The following is a 17,296-nucleotide window of genomic DNA, read 5'->3' on the forward strand; positions in this document are numbered from 1 at the left end:
CTGCTGGAATCGAAATCATCAAATATGGTCGACATCGTCACCCCTGCCGTCCGAAGCCGGATGATGGCAGGGATCAAAGGCAAGGACTCAAAACCCGAAATCCTGGTAAGACAGTTACTTCATACAGCAGGGTTTCGATATCGCTTGCACAGGCGAGATCTGCCGGGTTCTCCTGACATCGTGATGCCTGCACGGAAGGTCGTAATCTTCGTCCAGGGCTGCTTCTGGCATGCTCATGCAGGATGCCGCTATGCAAAGGTGCCAGCGACCCGTACGGAGTTCTGGACAGCGAAATTGCAGGCAAATGTCGCACGGGACCAGCGTGCCATCGATCAGCTGATTGCGCTGGGCTGGCGGGTACTGGTGATATGGGAGTGCTCGACCAAGCGACGTGCGTCGCTCGATCGTCTGAGGCCCCAAATCCTGTCGTGGATAACCGGGAGCGCAACGTTTGGCGAGATTGCCGACTAGGTACGCGAGACTAGCTGAAGAAGGATCAGCTGTGCACCCAAGGTAGTCTGCAAAAGTGCCGCGGCTGTCTCGGTTCTCAATTTCCTGCCAGGAATTAGCCAGGACTTGGTATCATCTTGGTAGCGCTCAAACCAGAGCGCGAACCGTTTCTGCTTTTTGTGCCGTTAATGTCGGCAAACTTTTGCGACAGCACAGCAGTCGTGAATGTAATTCGAATTCATAGTGAAGTGACTGATGCCAACTTTTGTCGACCTCTTCTGTGGTGGGGGTTTCGGAGCACGTGGTGCTGTTCGGGGGGGCGGAGTGCCCCTTCTGGGTCTTGACGCCTGGGAGTTGGCGACGAAGACCTACAAGGCGAACTTTCCCGACGCCGATGTCATTACGGCTCGCATCGAGGACGCCAAACCTTTCGAGCTCGCCGACAGGTATGCTCCGGATGTGCTTCTTACCTCACCGGAGTGCACTTCGCATTCGATCGCGCGAGGAGCTCGACCTGGCCTTGAAACTAGCCGTGAAACAGCCATCGGCATTGTGCCCTGGGTCGAGTCGATGAATCCCCGATGGGTGATCGTGGAAAACGTGAACCGGATGAAGAAGTGGGACAGGCATGATGAACTGGTCACGACGATCGAAAATCTCGGGTATCGTGTCAGCGATCTTCATCTCAACTCGGCAGATTTCGGATCTGCGCAGGCGCGAAAGCGGATGTTTCTGGTCTGCGATCGGAAAGGGACCTCGGTAACACGAGAGCAGCTTCTGGCGTTGCATCCCAACCAGTCCAAACAGGCAAAAGACATCATCGAGTGGGAAGCAGGACACCCGACGACCTTGCTGCGCAGGGCCGGCCGAGCGAAACCCACCTTGGAGCGTGCAGAGCGGGCCATTGCGGCGCTAGGCGAAGACGTGCCGTTCATCATCGTGTATTACAGTTCAGACTATGCTGGAGGATGGCAACCGATAACCGCTCCATTACGAACAGTCACAACTGTTGACAGATTCGGTCTGGTTACATGGAAAAATGGTGAGCCGTACCTCCGGATGCTTCAGCCTAGCGAGCTGCTCAAGGCAATGGGAGGCGGGACTGAACATACTCTGCCACATGGAAGCCGGCGCGAGAAAGTAAAGCTCTGTGGAAATGGCGTATGTTCGGATGTCATGACTGCAATTTTTCGATGGATTCGAGCAGTGCAGGAGAACGACGTTCCTCTCGGCCATGATAATTCAGAACCTTGAGGCGGCCGACTTGGCTGTTGACGAGGTTTACGGCGGATCTCGGAAGGGAAACTCCTCCGATGATCCGCTTCCACGACTCCTTGGGGTGGACAACGGCGCGGGGTTTCGCCATTTAGGTCGACGTCCCGATGTCGCCACACTCAAGCTGCTTGTACTCAAGACAAATTTCGCAGATGTGAACTGGCCTGATCGGGTGGATGGGGAGTCCGGTACGTTTATCTATTACGGTGATAAACGAAGTCCAGGTGACCTGCATGACACGCCGAGGCAAGGTAACCTTATGCTTCGCAATCTGTTCGACGAAGCACACAGACACCAGCAGAGTGCAACCTTCCCTCCCATTCTTTTATTCGGAAATACCGGCCAATTTCGCGATCTGCGCTTCATCGGTCTCGCTGTTCCTGGCGCACCAGGAATGGGACCTGATGATGATCTGGTTGCCATCTGGCGTACCACCACGAATGGCATCCGATTTCAGAATTACAAGGCAACTTTCACGATCCTCGACGTACCCGTGATCAGTCGTGAATGGATACGCGACATTCGAATCGGCGCCGGCCTCACGTCAGAACATGCTCCTCGTCCATGGATCGATTGGGTCAAGGCAAGAAAATACCAGCCACTTAAATCGGTCCCTGCGAACCGGACCCGTTCAAAGCAACAACAGATCCCTCAGGATGCAGAGCTGCAGGCATACGTAACCTGCCTTCACAAGTATTATGCCAACAATTCCTATGGATTTGAACGCTGTGCGATGGAGCTTGCACGACTATTCATGCCTGCGATCCAGAGCTGGGAAATCACGAGGCCCTGGCGTGACGGTGGGCGAGATGCGATCGGAAAATACAGAATCGGACAGGGGGCCGGCGCCATCGATGTCGAATTTGCATTGGAAGCGAAATGCTATGGGCTGAACAACGGTGTGGGCGTCCGAGCATTGTCGCGTATTATTTCCCGTTTGCGACATCGACAGTTCGGAATCTTGGTCACGACTTCGTATCTGGACTCTCAAGCATACGAGGAGGTCATACAGGACGACCACCCGGTGGTGATAATTGCTGCTGTCGATATTGCCAGGAAGCTTAAAGAACGGTTTGGAAGTCTAGAGAGTGTAATGAAGTGGATCGAAAAGATATGAGTACGAAGATGCGTGCCGATTCGATGTCAAGATCGTCAAAGAATCAATATTTCTAAATTGATCTTCTCTGCCGCAGCGACTACACCGCCGTGGTGTTCCACAGAGCGGTTGAGATGTTCAATATGTCTTAAAAAATTACCGATATGGCAAAGCTAAGACCTCGCGCACGTATAGTGCGAACCATCGGCGATCAGCTCATCAGTGGGCCAGAAGCCGCGTTGATCGAGCTGGTCAAGAATGCATATGATGCCGACTCACCCACCTTCGATATCAAGATTACACCGCCGGGCCCAAGCTGTCCTGTCGGTGCCTTGTTCGTCAAGGATCAAGGTCACGGCATGTCAGGTGATGACATTCTCAACAAATGGTTTGAGCCTGCGACCGATTACAAACTGAAGCAGCCTTACAGTCCGAAGGGGCGGCGGATGCTGGGCGCCAAGGGTATCGGGCGATTCGCAGCCTCCCGACTCGGAACAAAAACCGTCCTTCAGTCGGTAACTGAAGAGACCGAGCAGTTTGACCGGGAGGCAAACTTGGTGCAGATCGATTGGAACGAGTTTGCGGCTGATAGATATCTGGAGGATATCGATGTGCCAATCAAACAGATGGCCGCAGATTCCCAGTCTTTGTCAGGCGTGAGTCTCGCGATAACAGATTTACGCGATACGTGGTCAAAGAAGCAGCTAAGTAACCTCATTCGTGAATTACGGAGGGTGCTTGCGCCAAACGAGGCTGGAAACGCTTTCGAGATACGCCTCGACCTGTCTGATTTTACGGTGGAAAACACCGGCTTCGACGGTCGCACTTTGCTTCAGCAGTTGAACATCGATGTTGGAACATCGGATTTGCCTGAGCAAAACGATGCGACGGACGACAGACTGAGCCAGGTTATCGTTCCTTTCAGGCTGCAGGATCATGGCGATTACCGCTTGAAGGGAAGCTTCGACTCCGCCGGCAAGTTCACGGGCGTTTTCGTCGTGAAGAAGGGCGATGGCGTCGAACACCCGATTACGATAGCTGCACCAGAATATGGTGACGATGAATTGGATTGTGGTCCGTTAAGCCTTGAGCTGAATGTTTTTGATAGGGAAGCCGAGTCGGTGGCAGAACTTTTCAAAAGAATGAATCTGCCGTTCGATAAGATCGGCATTCGAGCCGCACGTCAGATACTCACTGATAATGCTGGCATCGCGATTTTCCGTAACGGATTCCGAATCCGGCCGTATGGTGAACCGGAAAATGACTGGCTCGAGCTTGAGCGAATGCGCGTGCAGGATCCGTCGCGTAAGCTTGGCTTGTCCCAAGTATCAGGCAGGGTATCAATTGGTACGGAAGATTCCTCATGCCTGATTGAGCGTAGCAGCCGAGAAGGCCTGGAGCACAACGGTGCATTCGATCGCTTGAAAAAATTGATCAGGAATCTGCTGACACATGTCGAACAACGACGTTTGGATTTCCGTGAAAAGGCAGGACTCAGTCGTCGGCGTACGGCAAGTGTCGAAAGTGTGAAGGCAATCGCCACCATGCCAGCGACGAGCCAAGCCCTGACTAGCCTCCCTACGCAGTTTCAGGAACCTTTTCGAAAAGCCATCGAGAAGGATGTCAGTGCACTGATGGCATCGCTGGAGGAAATGGATGAATACCAAAAACTTCTTCAATCACGAGCTTCGTTGGGTTTAGTAGTGGCTCAAGTCATACATGAGGGCAGACGGATCCTGAACCCCATGGCATCTGCGGCTAAAGCGCTATACGACCAGCGCGAGTGGATACTCGAATCGAGCAAGCGCGGCGAAGTATTCCGGAGTCATTTTCCGAAACATGCGTTAACCGTTCAAGAAGGGGCGCGGAGCATGAGCCGGTTATTCAAGCGTCTCAATCCGGTTTCAGGCCGACGCCGTGGCCAACCCATGACATTCATGATCGATGAGCCAATAAAGGCGGCGCTTGACCTTTTCAGTGATTCGATTCAGTCGAACCGCATAAACGTGGAAATAGACGGTCTGCATGCTCACCAAGCCTATGGCTACGTCGAAGATCTGCAGGCAGCTGCGCTCAATGTAATAGAAAATGCTGTCCATTGGCTGTCGACTTCCCGAACTGAACCCAGGACCATTCGTTTGCTATCACAGAATTTTGATGAGCAGTTGCGGATTGCCATAACCAACAATGGCCCACTTATCGATGACGATTACGTTCCACGGCTCTTTCAGCCTGGATTCAGCCTTAAGACCGAAGGCACCGGTCTTGGTCTTTCGATTGCACGTGAAGCCTGTCGCGCTAGTAAAGGTGATCTGATTTTTCTCGAAGGTGCTCCCGAGACCTGTTTCATAATTCAATTTCCGAACAATAATGGAAAACAATAACGTCCAAACCGATAAGGACTTCACTGTCCGGTTGCTCATTGTCGAAGATACCCAGACGGAACGTGAATCCTGGGAAAACATCATTGAGGTTCACAACGCTCAGTCAGAGTGGTTCGGCTTTGAAATTATCGCTGAGTACGCCGAATCCCAGGAAAAGGCTTTCGGCTTGATTTCAATACATGACTATGATGCTGCAGTTGTTGACATCAACCTTCAACGTGGCGAAGGCAGCGCCCCGAACGCAGATGGCAACAGTGTTGTGAAAAATCTGCTAGATAGTGAATTGGCTGTGGTTGCCGTATTCACTGGGGAAGCGCCGCAGGTCGATACCCCGGAATGGGCGAAACCTTTCGTGCGGACCTTCCAGAAAGGTGCTGACGACGACGAACACTCCGGCAGTGCCGCAGTGATGGACTGGTTGATCAAGCAAATGCCGATGGTCCGCTCGATTAGGCGAGCGGCTGCGAGTATTCGACATGAAATGGTCCAGCTATTTACCCGATCAATATGGCCTAGGTGGAGCGAATGGACCGATGCAAACAAAGATAAGTCTGATCCAAATCTTGAACTCGCGCTGACCCGTCACCTCGCTTCGCACATTCATGCAGTCATGCTGGAAGGCGGCGGGCAAGCGGCCCATCCAGAGGAATGGTATTTCATTCCCCCGATTCGTGATGGCATTCGTACTGGCGATCTCGTAAGAACAGCAAATGGAAGCATCGCGGTCGTAATCACTCCGCGATGCGACTTGGCGAATGACGGAAAAGTAGGCCATATTCAGTTGGCAAGGTGTGAGGATGCAAATGACCAGTGGAATGAACTATGCGAGCCTGTGCGCAAGGCCGCCGAAGCGCTAAATAACGCCCAAGGTGAGCAAGCGATCGATGCTGCAAGCAAAAAATTGAAACGTGCCCGAGACGAAGTTGCAAAATTCACCCGAAACCCGAAAGCCAGCACGCATTTCTTGCCGTCTGTGAAGCTTAATGATGGCACGCGAATCGGCCCATTTCTGGTGCAATTCGACGATATTGTCTCGTTGTCTCGGGCGGACGAGGGCGCTATCAAACATATTCGAGAAAACCGTCTTGCATCGATCACCGCAGAATTTCTTCCGTCATTAGTGGAGCGATTGGGGGCCTTCTTCAGCCGTATAGGTACGCCGAACTATGCACACACGGAGTGAAAACCTAGCTAGAACGGATTTTTAGTACTAGCTTTTCGGACCCACCAGTGTAACGGTACGGCTGAGGCAGAGCGAAAACCTCTTTGTTGCTTAACGCTTCATAGGCTCCTCTATGACCGAAAATAAAGCAAAACCCTTCCAGAAACATTGTTTAGATACCCGCCACTAGAAGCCCTTCTCTCCTTCTGCGGCTTGGTTCCGTTTCCGCAGAAAAAGCGTTTCCGAACTCAGGCTGCTAAGAACGGATCAGGACTCGCAGCCATGTTCGAAGTTACGATCGTAGACAACGACGGACGCGTTATTGGACGTAAGCCAGGCATACTTGATGGGCCGAACGCACGGGAGGAACGAATTATTTCCGAAATGGTCAGCCATTGTGCTTTGCAAGCTGACCTCACTGCTCGCAGCATGCTCGATCCTGCTTTGGATGCGATGAAAATGGAAGCGCTGCTAACAATCGACGTGCCGCTGTTTCATTAGTAATATCGGCGAGACAATAAAATGTTATAAGAACTGAGGATTTCGGCTTTTATTGTCTAAAGGTAAATTTAAACGAGCTACTCTTTTTTATAATCCGCTGCTAGAGGCACTAGCTCAAGCTCTCTGTGAGATCAACCTTTTATGGGTATTAGCGCAATTTTTCTTCGGCTCATCGGTTCAGTCGCTGGAGCTTTGTTTCCAAAAGGAAAACAAATCTATGCAGAGCGCTCTGCTGGAAAATTTCCTGACGCAGCACCAGTGGATCACGCGGAGGAAATACTTGATGAGGCATTAGCCAGGCTGGGCGCCGTTGATCTTGATCATCCGTGGTGGAAATCTGCGCTCGTGGAGTTAGGCGCAGCTGCAGTGCGACCAGACTGGTTCAAGAAGCCACACGTTCAGGAATGGCTTACGCAGCCTTTTGTTAAGCGGCTTCTCAAGGTTACAGCCAAGGCTAGGCTTACTGGCGCGGCAGTTTATCAAGACGATTATGAGCAGCTTGTCCAGAGTTACATTTCTCACTCGTACGAAGATCGCAATCATGCCGAATCGGTAATTTCGCTCGCGGTCGCTGTACTTAAGGCAAGCATTCTTGGCGCCGTTCGAGATCCCGGCGTTGCAGCTTTAGTTCAAGTAACAGGAAAAGATTCGCGGGACTTACTGGTAGCTCTAAATGAAAAGGTGGAAGCAATATCCCCGCTTGGAGCGAAAAAAGTGCCAGAGGACAGCTTTGACGCCGTCGTCAAGTCTGGCTGGCGAGCTGAGTTGAAGCGGACTTCGCAGGACCTGCTTGCTTGGCCAACTACGCTTCCCAATAATGAGTGGATTCCTCGCCCTGAGTACGATCAGATCGTGCACAGGATTGACGACTCCGATTTCAGCACAACGGCACTTCTCGGGCAACCTGGCTCCGGAAAGTCGGCACTAATGGCTGTGCTGGGTAAACACTTTCAAGACGAGTGCGGCTGGTCGATTCTCGCAATCAAGGCCGACCTTCTCGACAGCGGGGTCGTAACCGAAGCGGACCTTCAAGCGCGACTTGATCTCCCTGAAAAGCCGAGCGTGATGCTGCAGCGGATCGCTTTAGATGGTCCGGTGATGCTTCTTGTGGACCAGCTTGATGCGTTGGCTAGCTACCTCGACATGAACACCGGCCGACTGAGCGCGTTGCTAAATCTCGTTCGTAGAGTAGGCCGAATTAATAACATTCATATCGTCTTGTCTTCACGGACATTCGAGTTCAACCACGATGTGCGCTTGAGGGCCATCGACGCACAAAGCCTCGCGTTAGAGGCGCCACTTTGGTCTGACGTTGAGAAGATTTTGGAAGTAAATGGAGTCAACGCTGCCGGGTGGCCCGTTGACGCGCAAGAAGTGATGAGATCCCCTCAAGCGTTAAGCATATACCTGAAGCTCAAAGCGCGAGGAAAGTCCGAACCATTTAGCACGTATCAGGGGATGCTTGACGGGCTTTGGAATGAGAGGGTCCTCCACGGTGAGGCAGGACCAGGGCGAGCGCGACTTGTGTACGAAGTAGCTAACCTGATGGCTGAGGAAGAGTGCCTTTGGCTAGCGCGGGCGCGCTTCGACGGACAAGCAGAGGACGTCCAAGCATTACTCGCGGCCGGGATTCTCACATCATACGGCACAGACAGCAGTCTGGGATTTGCGCATCAGACGTTGTTCGAATATGCACTTGCTAGGAGCTTTGCGCTGGAATCGGGGCGTCTATCTAGCTATGTCATAGAGCGTCAGCAATCGTTGTTTGTCAGGCCAAAGTTGTGGGCTGCGCTCAACTATCTTCGGACTGCGCAACCTGCAACCTATGATTCGGAATTGGCGACGATCTGGGCGACAGAGGGGTTACGCAAACACTTGCGATTTCTCCTAATTGATTTCCTGGGTCAGCAAATTGCACCAAGTGATCGCGAAGCTCTTCTTTTGGAGCAAGCTCTACGTAATCCCGCTGAACGCGCTCTAGCCTTCAAGGCTCTTGCTGGTAGCCCAGGATGGTTCACTCGCTTTGCAGAAAGCTTCATTGCTGAAGCCATGGTCGAAGTCGAGATGGCGGACCTAATGATTAACGTCTTAACCTTGGCTTGGCCATTTTCACCAGAGTTAGTGACGCGCTTATTGAATGATCGTTGGGCTATGGTTGAGGCGAACGACCGACGAATCTGGCTTGTTTTGCAAAATGCACCAGTATGGCTAGACTCGACGTTGCGGCTTGCTAAACAGGTGGTGTTACGGTCAGAAATTTCACCTATCTACATTGATTCTGTTATCGCTACACTAGGAGTCTCTCAGCCACAGATGGCTTTGGAGCTCCTTCGCACGTATCTTGATGGGATGCTTGAACGAGCATCTGTTAAGGCTGCGGAATTGAAGGCGGCACCCCGTCCGCGTTTCGATTCCATCGATGCGGAGGTCGCATGGGAAATCCAAAGTGAACCGAAGCGACCACTCAAGAATCTGCTATTAGATGCTCAACACTGGGATAGCCTCCCTACCTTAGCGGAAAGTACGCCGTTCGCTTTCCTTGATACGCTTTGGCCTTGGTTTGTGTCGATGTTCGGAGCTCTACGAGCGCTTTCAGATGACAAAGAACCAGCACTCGGTTTCCCGTTACTCTATGCGGTTGACTACAAATTCGATGGAGAAACTAGCTTCCACCACACACCTCCAGCGCTGCTGGCGGCGCTTGTGAGTGCGGTCGAGCAGTCTGTCAAGACTGATCCTAAAAGATTCCTGTCATGGGCTACAGCGGGGATGGCCATTGAATTGGCTCCGGTCCAGCGTTTGATTGCGCATGGCCTTGCTTATGATGCCGCTGGGCTTGCACAAGCCGCGCTCGACTTCATCCTTTCAGATGCACGGCGATTGCATTTAGGCTCGTATGAAGACTTACAGAGTTCGACAAAGACGCTCGTAACTGCTTGTGCGCCCTTTTGGTCACCCGAAGATGTACAACGCTTTGAAAGCGTTGTGTTGGCGCACAAACCCTCTGCGCCTCCTCATCTGCGTGAACCAGCGCAGCGACGATCTTGGATGCGAATGATAAGACGCGCTCAAGTCGAGCTGCTACGCGCGCTTCCAGCCCGTAGTAGGAGTGTTTTAATCCAGCGTCACGTCGAAGAGGGTGCGCGAGTGTTTCCGGAGGCGCGACTGCACCGAAGCGAAGGCATATGCATCGGCCCAATTATGGATGCGACCGCTATGAAAGACGCATCCGACAATGATGTGATAAATGCCTTCCACTCACTTCCAGATTCGACTGACTGGAATCATCCTAAATATTGGGACAAGGGTGGAAACATTCAGTTGGCAAGAGAATTTGCCAACTTTGCAAAGACGGACCCGCTCCGTGCTGCTCGGTTAATCTCTCGGTTTGCACCGGAGACCAGTGAGCGGGCCGCCGGGTATGCGTTGGACTCGCTCGCTGAAGCGGCCGATCCAATTTTAGTTGTAGACCTTTTCATAGACCTGTCTAAGAGGGGCTTTCGAGGTCAAGAGTTCAGAGGCTCGGCAGCTCGAGCGATCGAGAGGCTGATTGATCGTAAAGTTTCAATCGCAGATGACGTTATTGCGACGCTGGAAGGCTGGCTGCTTTTGGAGTCTGGCGATGTGGAAGAAATTGAACTTGGCACGGAAAATGAAAGTGATAGCCTAGGCGATAAAGTATCTCAAGAAAAAACCGAAATCGAGGATGTCGTCGGTGTGAGTCTCCTCTGGGGGAGTGGGCAAATCTCATTTTTGCCTGGTGGTGATTACCCGGTACTTGAGGCTCTTATTCGAGCACGACTGGCGCGCAATGAGTCCGGCAAGATCATCGATATGCTTACAACCTATTTGACACGAACTCAGGGCGCCAGTATCTGGGAATACCTTTTGCGTTTCCTGGTCTATCTGCAGCCAGAAGCTATTGATCGTCGTGGGCCGTTTATTCACAAGATTCTTAGCGAAAGACCGCGACTTGCGGGTACCAAAGCATCAGCTTATCTGCTGTCGCAGGTGCAATGGTATGCTCCAGAAGTTGTAGCTGCAGATCTGGCACAATGGCGAACTTTGCCGGAAAGATCAGGCCGCCAAGGTTTTGGCGAGCTGACGGCGCTAGTAGCCATTCTCCAACCGCAATTGGACTGGGCGCATCAATGGTTGGATGAGATAGTGGTGGACAAGTCGCTTGTCGATGCTAGGGCTGGCGCAGCCGTTTCTGCTATCAACCTTTGGGTCGATATGAAGCATCGCGCTGCCGCAACTGACCTGCTCGTCAGGCTTTTGGCTTCAGGTGAGAAGGGAGTATGGGCTGCGGTTTTTGATTTATTCCGTTTAGTTGACGAACTATCGCCCGATGGCCATACGATCGTTTTGCTAAAAGCAATCGCGCAGCAAATCGATACGGCTCCGTTACTCAGTGGGACCTTTGTGGTCGAGCGACTTGGAACCCTACTACCTCATGAGGCCGAACTTGTGGGGCAGATAGCTGGCGGTTTGGTCAAAATGTGGCAAACTCAACTCGCAGACATAAGAACTTCGACAGCGATTGCGTCGCCGCATTTGATCGATCTAGCCACTACGCTACACCGCTTAGGGCCAGCAACCCGTGAGTTGGGGCTCCGTCTATTTGAGCAATTGGTTGAAATTGATGCATATCAGGCGCGTCAGATGCTCAATGAAATCGACAATCGTTTCCGGGATTCGACAATTACCGCCCGTCCACAGTTGCGCCGACGATCCAGGAGTCGCTCTCGCCGTCGGGGGAGCGGCGTGATAAACGATCCTTCAAAGTAAACGTCGCGACTGTATTCTTACTTTCATGAAGTTTCATTCCATACTACCTCTGTTGTGCTTGAAACCGAACGTCACAGGAAATGACAGACTCACAAAAAACTATTACGGTTGCAAATCCTTTCGTGCTTTCCGGAGCTTATCGAGTTGGACTGCAGACTGCTCTCTGCAAAATTCTCCCTTATCTTAATAGTAGAGAGAAGGAAGATTTAGTATACAAGAAGCTGATGTTAGAGCAGCAGGCCGCGGACGAAGCTAAATACGTTCAGTCCGCCTGCGAGCTAACCGTATGTGCTTGGTTTGCCAATGTCGCCAGTCAAGCGGGTGCAAAGTTTGAATACGAGCCCGTGATCGCACAACCCAAGGATGTTGACTGCTCTATTCTTTATGGAGGGCATAAGTTCAATATTGAGGTAAAGTGCGCTAATTATCAAAAGCAAAAAAGTATCGTTGCTGGTTCCGAGTTGGTTATTCATGGCCTGGGGCGATTAGACGATTACAACCCAACCGTCGCGCGGCTGCAGAGTTTGCTCGGAGACACAGATGATAGGCTATTCCTCAGTCCTGCTCACCATATGGACCTGAAAATGAAGGATTACCTTCTGAGTGCACAAGGGAAGTTTGGCACTACCCTGGAGCCAGAAAGCTTGAACGTTCTTTTCGTTTGTGTCGATGATCAGATGGATATGACAAAGTGGATTGCGTATCTTGAAGGTCCCCAAGGCCTGTTCACAACGGATTCTTTTGAGCAGCAGAAGAAATACAGTAACGTTGATATGGTCGTCTTGGCCAACCTTTATCATAGACACTGCGACTTAAAGCGAAAGTCGAAAATCTCCGATCATTGGAATCTTAGTAAAGCTTTCAACTTCGCCGTGATCAATCCTGCCACCACCAAGTCTCCTGAGTTATTTAGCGAATTTTCTGGTTTGGTGCCGCTAGAAAATTCAGAGCTAATCGCTTATTTGAAAAGTGGTTCAGTTCCGGATGGGCTAGAGCTTGCGCTTGGTCTGAGCTATTACGTGGTGGAGCAGAAAAAGCAAGGAGTGCACAAGTTCCAGGGATATCCAGTCGAGAAGCAAGCTCAAGCTAGTTAAGAACGCCTAACAAAACCTCGTACTTGCTCTGAGAGCAACGAACTCGTACACTGAAGCATTCCGACCGTCCGCTTTCGGCCCAGGCTGTGTAAAAACGCGCGTTTAGCATGTTTTCAGGGTCTTTTTACCATTCCCCCCTGAGAATACGCCGTGTAGCCCGTTTTGGAAGGTCGGACGTGACGACCTCGTACCTCGGCTTGCGTTTTTACACAGCCTTGGCCGGTAGCGGACGTCAGCTCAGTGTACGAGGTTTGTTGCTGTCAGACGACTTCTGCTTAATCTTGTAGACAAAACTTCGTCCACCGATCTTTCAACGTTCCACCGATGCGGAGATGAAATCCCGTTGTGTCTAGCAAACCCGTTGGTGAATATCGTGTCTTTGGTGTGCTGCGGAGTGTCATCCAAAAATCTGCTGAGGCATCGAAAACGAATGCACGATGCCGCTTAGCGCTTCCTAGTCAGCTTTCTAACAGGTCAATCTCGCGCTGGACGGCAGCGGTTACCTCGTCGAATGTGACGGATAATAGAAGGGTAGTTTCTATTCGAGTGCGAAACGATGTGACAAGTAGTTTAATCTCCGTAATACTGCCAGCGGCATTTTGATGGACTGGCAAGACGCGCGTTGAGGTTGGGCTAGTCCTCTTCTCTTTCTAAAAAGCCTGCCCTTTATCGATATCGCTCGGCTTGAGGTCGGAGCCAAAGGCTTGTTTCAGATGCGTATAGAGTTCTTCAGCTTTCATATTGACTCAAAATGTGAAAGCGACATCATAACAAGATGGATGTCCTTGCTGAACAATTGCGAAGGCAAGGGCCGTGCTCACAATGCTGGATGACTGGAGGCACTATGGCATGGAAACAGCAGAGTTTTGAACGCGATGCGCTATACGAAGCTGTTTGGAAGGAACCAATCACCAAGTTGGCTAAGCAGTATTCGATTTCCGACGTCGGCTTGCGGAAAATCTGTGTTGCGCTTGAAGTGCCTATTCCGCCTCGGGGATATTGGGCCAAGCTTGCGCATGGCAAAGCGCCGCCACGGCCTTTGCTGCCGCCTTCCAAGGTCAAGCCGACCTACATCAGGACGCACTCGGTAATAAAACGCGACCCAACGGTTGAACAACGCGTTGCCCAAGAGCGCGCGCAAACGGGACGAGGTTCTGGAGCAGACGCAGCGGCGCCGGACGACCCAGGTAGTCCTCATCCGCAGGCGAAAGCAAGTGTGAACCAGCTACGTAAAGGCAAGGCGGTCGACGGCGCTGTGACCTTATACGGCACGACTTGGGCAGACGTTTCCATCTCGCCAGGCGAAATCGATCGGGCATGTCAGCTCATCAACCAGTTCGCTCATGCCGTTACAGCGGTCGGGGCGACATTCGTAGACACATGCGCCGCGCTTCCGGCGAGGTCACGCCTACCCTCGCGCGATCGCTTCGATAAACGCAATTGCTTTGTCCTGCGCGGCCAACAGTATGTCTTACGAATCAAGGAACGTATTACGGAGGAGTTAATTCCACAACCGCCGCGTAGCGCGAGTCGAGCAAGACGATCTACATGGGAGGCGGATTTTGACGCGTTGCGGCCTCAGTATCGCTATCTCCCAACCAGTAGAATCATGCTGTCCGTGGTCAGTGTCGTGTCCTATCACGAATGCCAGAAAACCGAGGATACGCCGTCATCACGGATCGAAGCAAAACTAGCAGCGCTCGTAATCCGCTTGGAGGAGGCGGCGCTACGACGTAAAGTTGATGATGACATCCAGGCCGAGCGGGCACGTGAGCGGGAGCGCCGGTCGAATGAGTGGCGGGCGCAAAAGGAAGCCAAGGACAAGCTACTGCAAACCCTCGCTCGCCTTGAAGAGATGGCGAGAAACCTGGATCGAGCAGAATCCTTGCGCAGGCTGAAAGCGAAGCTCGATGCGTGTGGTAGCCTCCGGGCAGACCTTTGTGAGGAGCTTAAGCTTCTTACAAAACTGGCGGATTGGCTCGATCCATCGACGCATGCGCCGTGGCCAGGAATTGATGATGTCCCAGACAAAAATCCCTATGGTTTCTTCTCATATTAAAACGTGCGGCCGGCATTGCTCTCGCTCTGGACGGCTGCCCACTCAGCAGGATGGGTCATATCAAGATACGTGCCTCTTGCAGGCCATCTGCGATGCTGTCTCTCATCTTCCAGATCCACTCTCGCTCTGATGCTTGCTCATCGTTCTCGCCGCTTACGATCATAAACGTCATGATGGGCGAACCGTCACGTCTCAGTGGTCTGGACTTTGCCGCACAAGCAACCTTTGTAGTGTGCACCGAGTTTCCCCTGCAGCACTGAGCTGCGCCGGCGTTGGTGGAGTCCAACTAGTGTGAATTAGGGGAGTTTCTGCGACCGGCTCAGTTCCTGGGCCAAGTCGGACTGTAGCGATACACACATAGCTCCTAAAGTTGGGCAGACAAGTAAAGCTCACATAACGACAAGCTCGTCGAGAAACAGCACCCCGTGGTGGGCCAGCGATACTTCGCCCGGCCGCGGCAGGCTGCCGCCGCCGACCAGGGCCACACCGGACGTCGTGTGATGCGGACTGCGAAACGGCCGCTGGCGCCAGCGTTCGGGCGAAAAGCCCCCGGCCAGCGATTGCACGGCGGCCGATTCGAGCGCCTCGGCTTCGCTCATCGGCGGCAGCAAGCCTGGCAGGCGCGCCGCCAGCATGCTCTTGCCCGCGCCCGGCGGGCCGACCAGCAGGACGGAGTGCGCCCCGGCCGCCGCCACCTCGAGCGCACGCTTGGCGTGCTGCTGGCCCTTGACCTCGGCGAAGTCAGGATAACGCGGAGCATGCGCCATGCCGGGGCCATGGTGGCGCGCCAGCTTCGGCGCATCGGGCGTGTTGGCGAAGTGGGCGCAGACCTCGAGCAGGGTACGCGCCGGAAGGATCGCGGCCGCCTCGACCAGCGCCGCTTCGTCGGCATTGGCTAGCGGCAGGATGAAGGCGCGCGTTTCATCATCACCGTCGCGGGCCATCGCGAACGCCATCGCCAGCGCGCCGCGCACCGGCCGCAACTCACCCGACAGCGACAGCTCGCCTGCAAATTCATAACGGTGCAGCGCATCGTCGCGGATCTGGCGCGAGGCGGCCAGGATCCCCAGCGCGATCGGCAGGTCGAAGCGGCCGGACTCTTTCGGCAGGTCGGCCGGCGCCAGGTTGATCGTGATGCGGCGCGCCGGGAGGTCGAAGCCGGAATTCTGCAGCGCCGCGCGCACGCGGTCTTTCGCTTCGCGCACTTCGGTATCGGGAAGGCCCACGATCGCGATGCCAGGGAGACCGTTGGCCAGGTGGACTTCGACGTTGACGGCGGGCGCTTCCATGCCGGCCAGGGCGCGGCTTCTCAGGACGGCCAGACTCATAGTGTTCCTTCTGCATGAACGCTGGGAAGGCCCTATCGTACGGCGCGTGCGGCGCCATCTGTTGCGTGCGGACAGGCCTGCGTATTCGAACTGCATGGCGTACGCACATGCCCCCGAATTCGTCGTCCATTCCGGGTTTTCTACCGCCTGTCACAAAAACCTGACAGTGGAATCTACTAACGCTACATTATCTGCAAGGAAATATCTGCCACCATTCACAGACCAGGAGTTACAGCCGATGCTATCGATCAAGCAGCTCAACAAGACGTATGCCAATGGTGTCAAAGCCATCAACGATGTCAGCCTCGAGATCCCGAACGGCATGTTCGGCCTGCTCGGGCCGAACGGCGCCGGCAAGTCCTCCTTGATGCGCACCATCGCAACCCTGCAGGACCCCGACAGCGGCAGCATCCACTTCCACGGCCTCGACGTCCTTGACGATAAAGAGGGCCTGCGCCGCCAGCTCGGCTATCTGCCGCAGGACTTCGGCGTCTATCCGAAGGTCAGCGCCGAAAAGCTGCTGAACCACTTCGCCGTCCTCAAAGGCCTGACCGCCAAGGGCGAGCGCAAGGAGATCGTCGAAGCCCTGCTGCACCAGACCAATCTGTGGGAGGCGCGCAAGCGCGGCCTGGGCACTTATTCGGGCGGCATGCGCCAGCGCTTCGGCATCGCCCAGGCGCTGCTCGGCGCGCCGCGCCTGGTGATCGTCGACGAGCCGACCGCCGGCCTCGATCCCGACGAGCGCAATCGCTTCCTGAACCTGCTGGCCAAGATCGGCGAGCAGGTGGTGGTCATCCTGTCGACCCACATCGTCGAGGATGTGACCGACCTGTGCCCGCGCATGGCCATGATCGCCAAGGGCACGGTGCTGCTGCAGGGCGAGCCGCAGGCTGCGATCGACACCCTGAAAAGCCGCGTGTGGCGCCGCACCGTCAGCCAGGAAGCCCTGCCGGGATACCAGGAGCGCTTCAACGTGCTGTCCACCCGCCTGGTGGCGGGCCGGCCGCAGATCAACGTGTATGCCGAGTCGCAGCCGGACGATGGTTTCGTCAGCGTCGAGCCGGACCTGGAAGACGTCTACTTCCTGCAGATCCGCAATGCCGGCCGCGCGGCCGGCCAGGCGGCGTCCGCCCAGGCTGCGCCGGTGACGGCGTAA

Annotated in this window: 10 protein-coding genes and 1 pseudogene; 10 read left to right on the forward strand and 1 reads right to left on the reverse strand. The window is 53.8% G+C overall.

The window, feature by feature from the left end; translation table 11 throughout:
• Window positions 1-24 precede the first annotated feature (24 nt).
• From AC3A6F_RS00115 to AC3A6F_RS00155, 9 genes are all read left to right on the forward strand, one after another.
• Window positions 25-471 carry a very short patch repair endonuclease gene (locus tag AC3A6F_RS00115; RefSeq protein WP_487677853.1) on the forward strand — a complete coding sequence of 149 codons (447 nt, stop codon included), beginning with the start codon at window positions 25-27 and terminating at the stop codon, window positions 469-471.
• Window positions 472-705: 234 nt separating this feature from the next.
• The gene (locus AC3A6F_RS00120; RefSeq protein ID WP_487677855.1) at window positions 706-1,704 is read left to right on the forward strand and encodes a DNA cytosine methyltransferase; all 999 of its coding nucleotides are present in this window, start codon (window positions 706-708) and stop codon (window positions 1,702-1,704) included.
• Window positions 1,705-1,714: 10 nt separating this feature from the next.
• Entirely contained in the window at window positions 1,715-2,842 is a 1,128-nt protein-coding gene (locus AC3A6F_RS00125; protein ID WP_487677857.1) for a restriction endonuclease, read from the forward strand.
• Between the two features lie 218 nt (window positions 2,843-3,060).
• On the forward strand, window positions 3,061-5,205 hold the full coding sequence (locus AC3A6F_RS00130) for a sensor histidine kinase (protein WP_487677859.1): 2,145 nt from the start codon (window positions 3,061-3,063) through the stop codon (window positions 5,203-5,205).
• On the forward strand, window positions 5,192-6,388 hold the full coding sequence (locus tag AC3A6F_RS00135) for a response regulator (protein WP_487677861.1): 1,197 nt from the start codon (window positions 5,192-5,194) through the stop codon (window positions 6,386-6,388). The genes AC3A6F_RS00130 and AC3A6F_RS00135 overlap by 14 nt, the downstream gene beginning before the upstream one ends.
• A 261-nt stretch (window positions 6,389-6,649) precedes the next feature.
• On the forward strand, window positions 6,650-6,868 hold the full coding sequence (locus tag AC3A6F_RS00140) for a hypothetical protein (protein WP_487677863.1): 219 nt from the start codon (window positions 6,650-6,652) through the stop codon (window positions 6,866-6,868).
• A 141-nt stretch (window positions 6,869-7,009) separates the two neighbouring features.
• Entirely contained in the window at window positions 7,010-11,659 is a 4,650-nt protein-coding gene (locus tag AC3A6F_RS00145) for a hypothetical protein (protein WP_487677865.1), read from the forward strand.
• An 80-nt stretch (window positions 11,660-11,739) separates the two neighbouring features.
• Window positions 11,740-12,753 (forward strand): hypothetical protein, encoded by a 1,014-nt coding sequence (locus AC3A6F_RS00150; protein ID WP_487677867.1) that lies wholly within the window; start codon window positions 11,740-11,742, stop codon window positions 12,751-12,753.
• A gap of 844 nt (window positions 12,754-13,597) precedes the next feature.
• Window positions 13,598-14,812 (forward strand): hypothetical protein, encoded by a 1,215-nt coding sequence (locus tag AC3A6F_RS00155; protein ID WP_487677869.1) that lies wholly within the window; start codon window positions 13,598-13,600, stop codon window positions 14,810-14,812.
• Window positions 14,813-15,213: 401 nt separating this feature from the next.
• Here the strand turns inward: AC3A6F_RS00155 and AC3A6F_RS00160 are convergent.
• A pseudogene (locus AC3A6F_RS00160) lies at window positions 15,214-16,140 on the reverse strand (YifB family Mg chelatase-like AAA ATPase); the annotation flags it as partial.
• Window positions 16,141-16,378: 238 nt separating this feature from the next.
• Here AC3A6F_RS00160 and AC3A6F_RS00165 point away from each other — a divergent pair.
• Window positions 16,379-17,296 carry an ABC transporter ATP-binding protein gene (locus AC3A6F_RS00165; protein WP_487677871.1) on the forward strand — a complete coding sequence of 306 codons (918 nt, stop codon included), beginning with the start codon at window positions 16,379-16,381 and terminating at the stop codon, window positions 17,294-17,296.

It is taken from the genome of Massilia sp. Soil_C_3 (assembly GCF_057657035.1).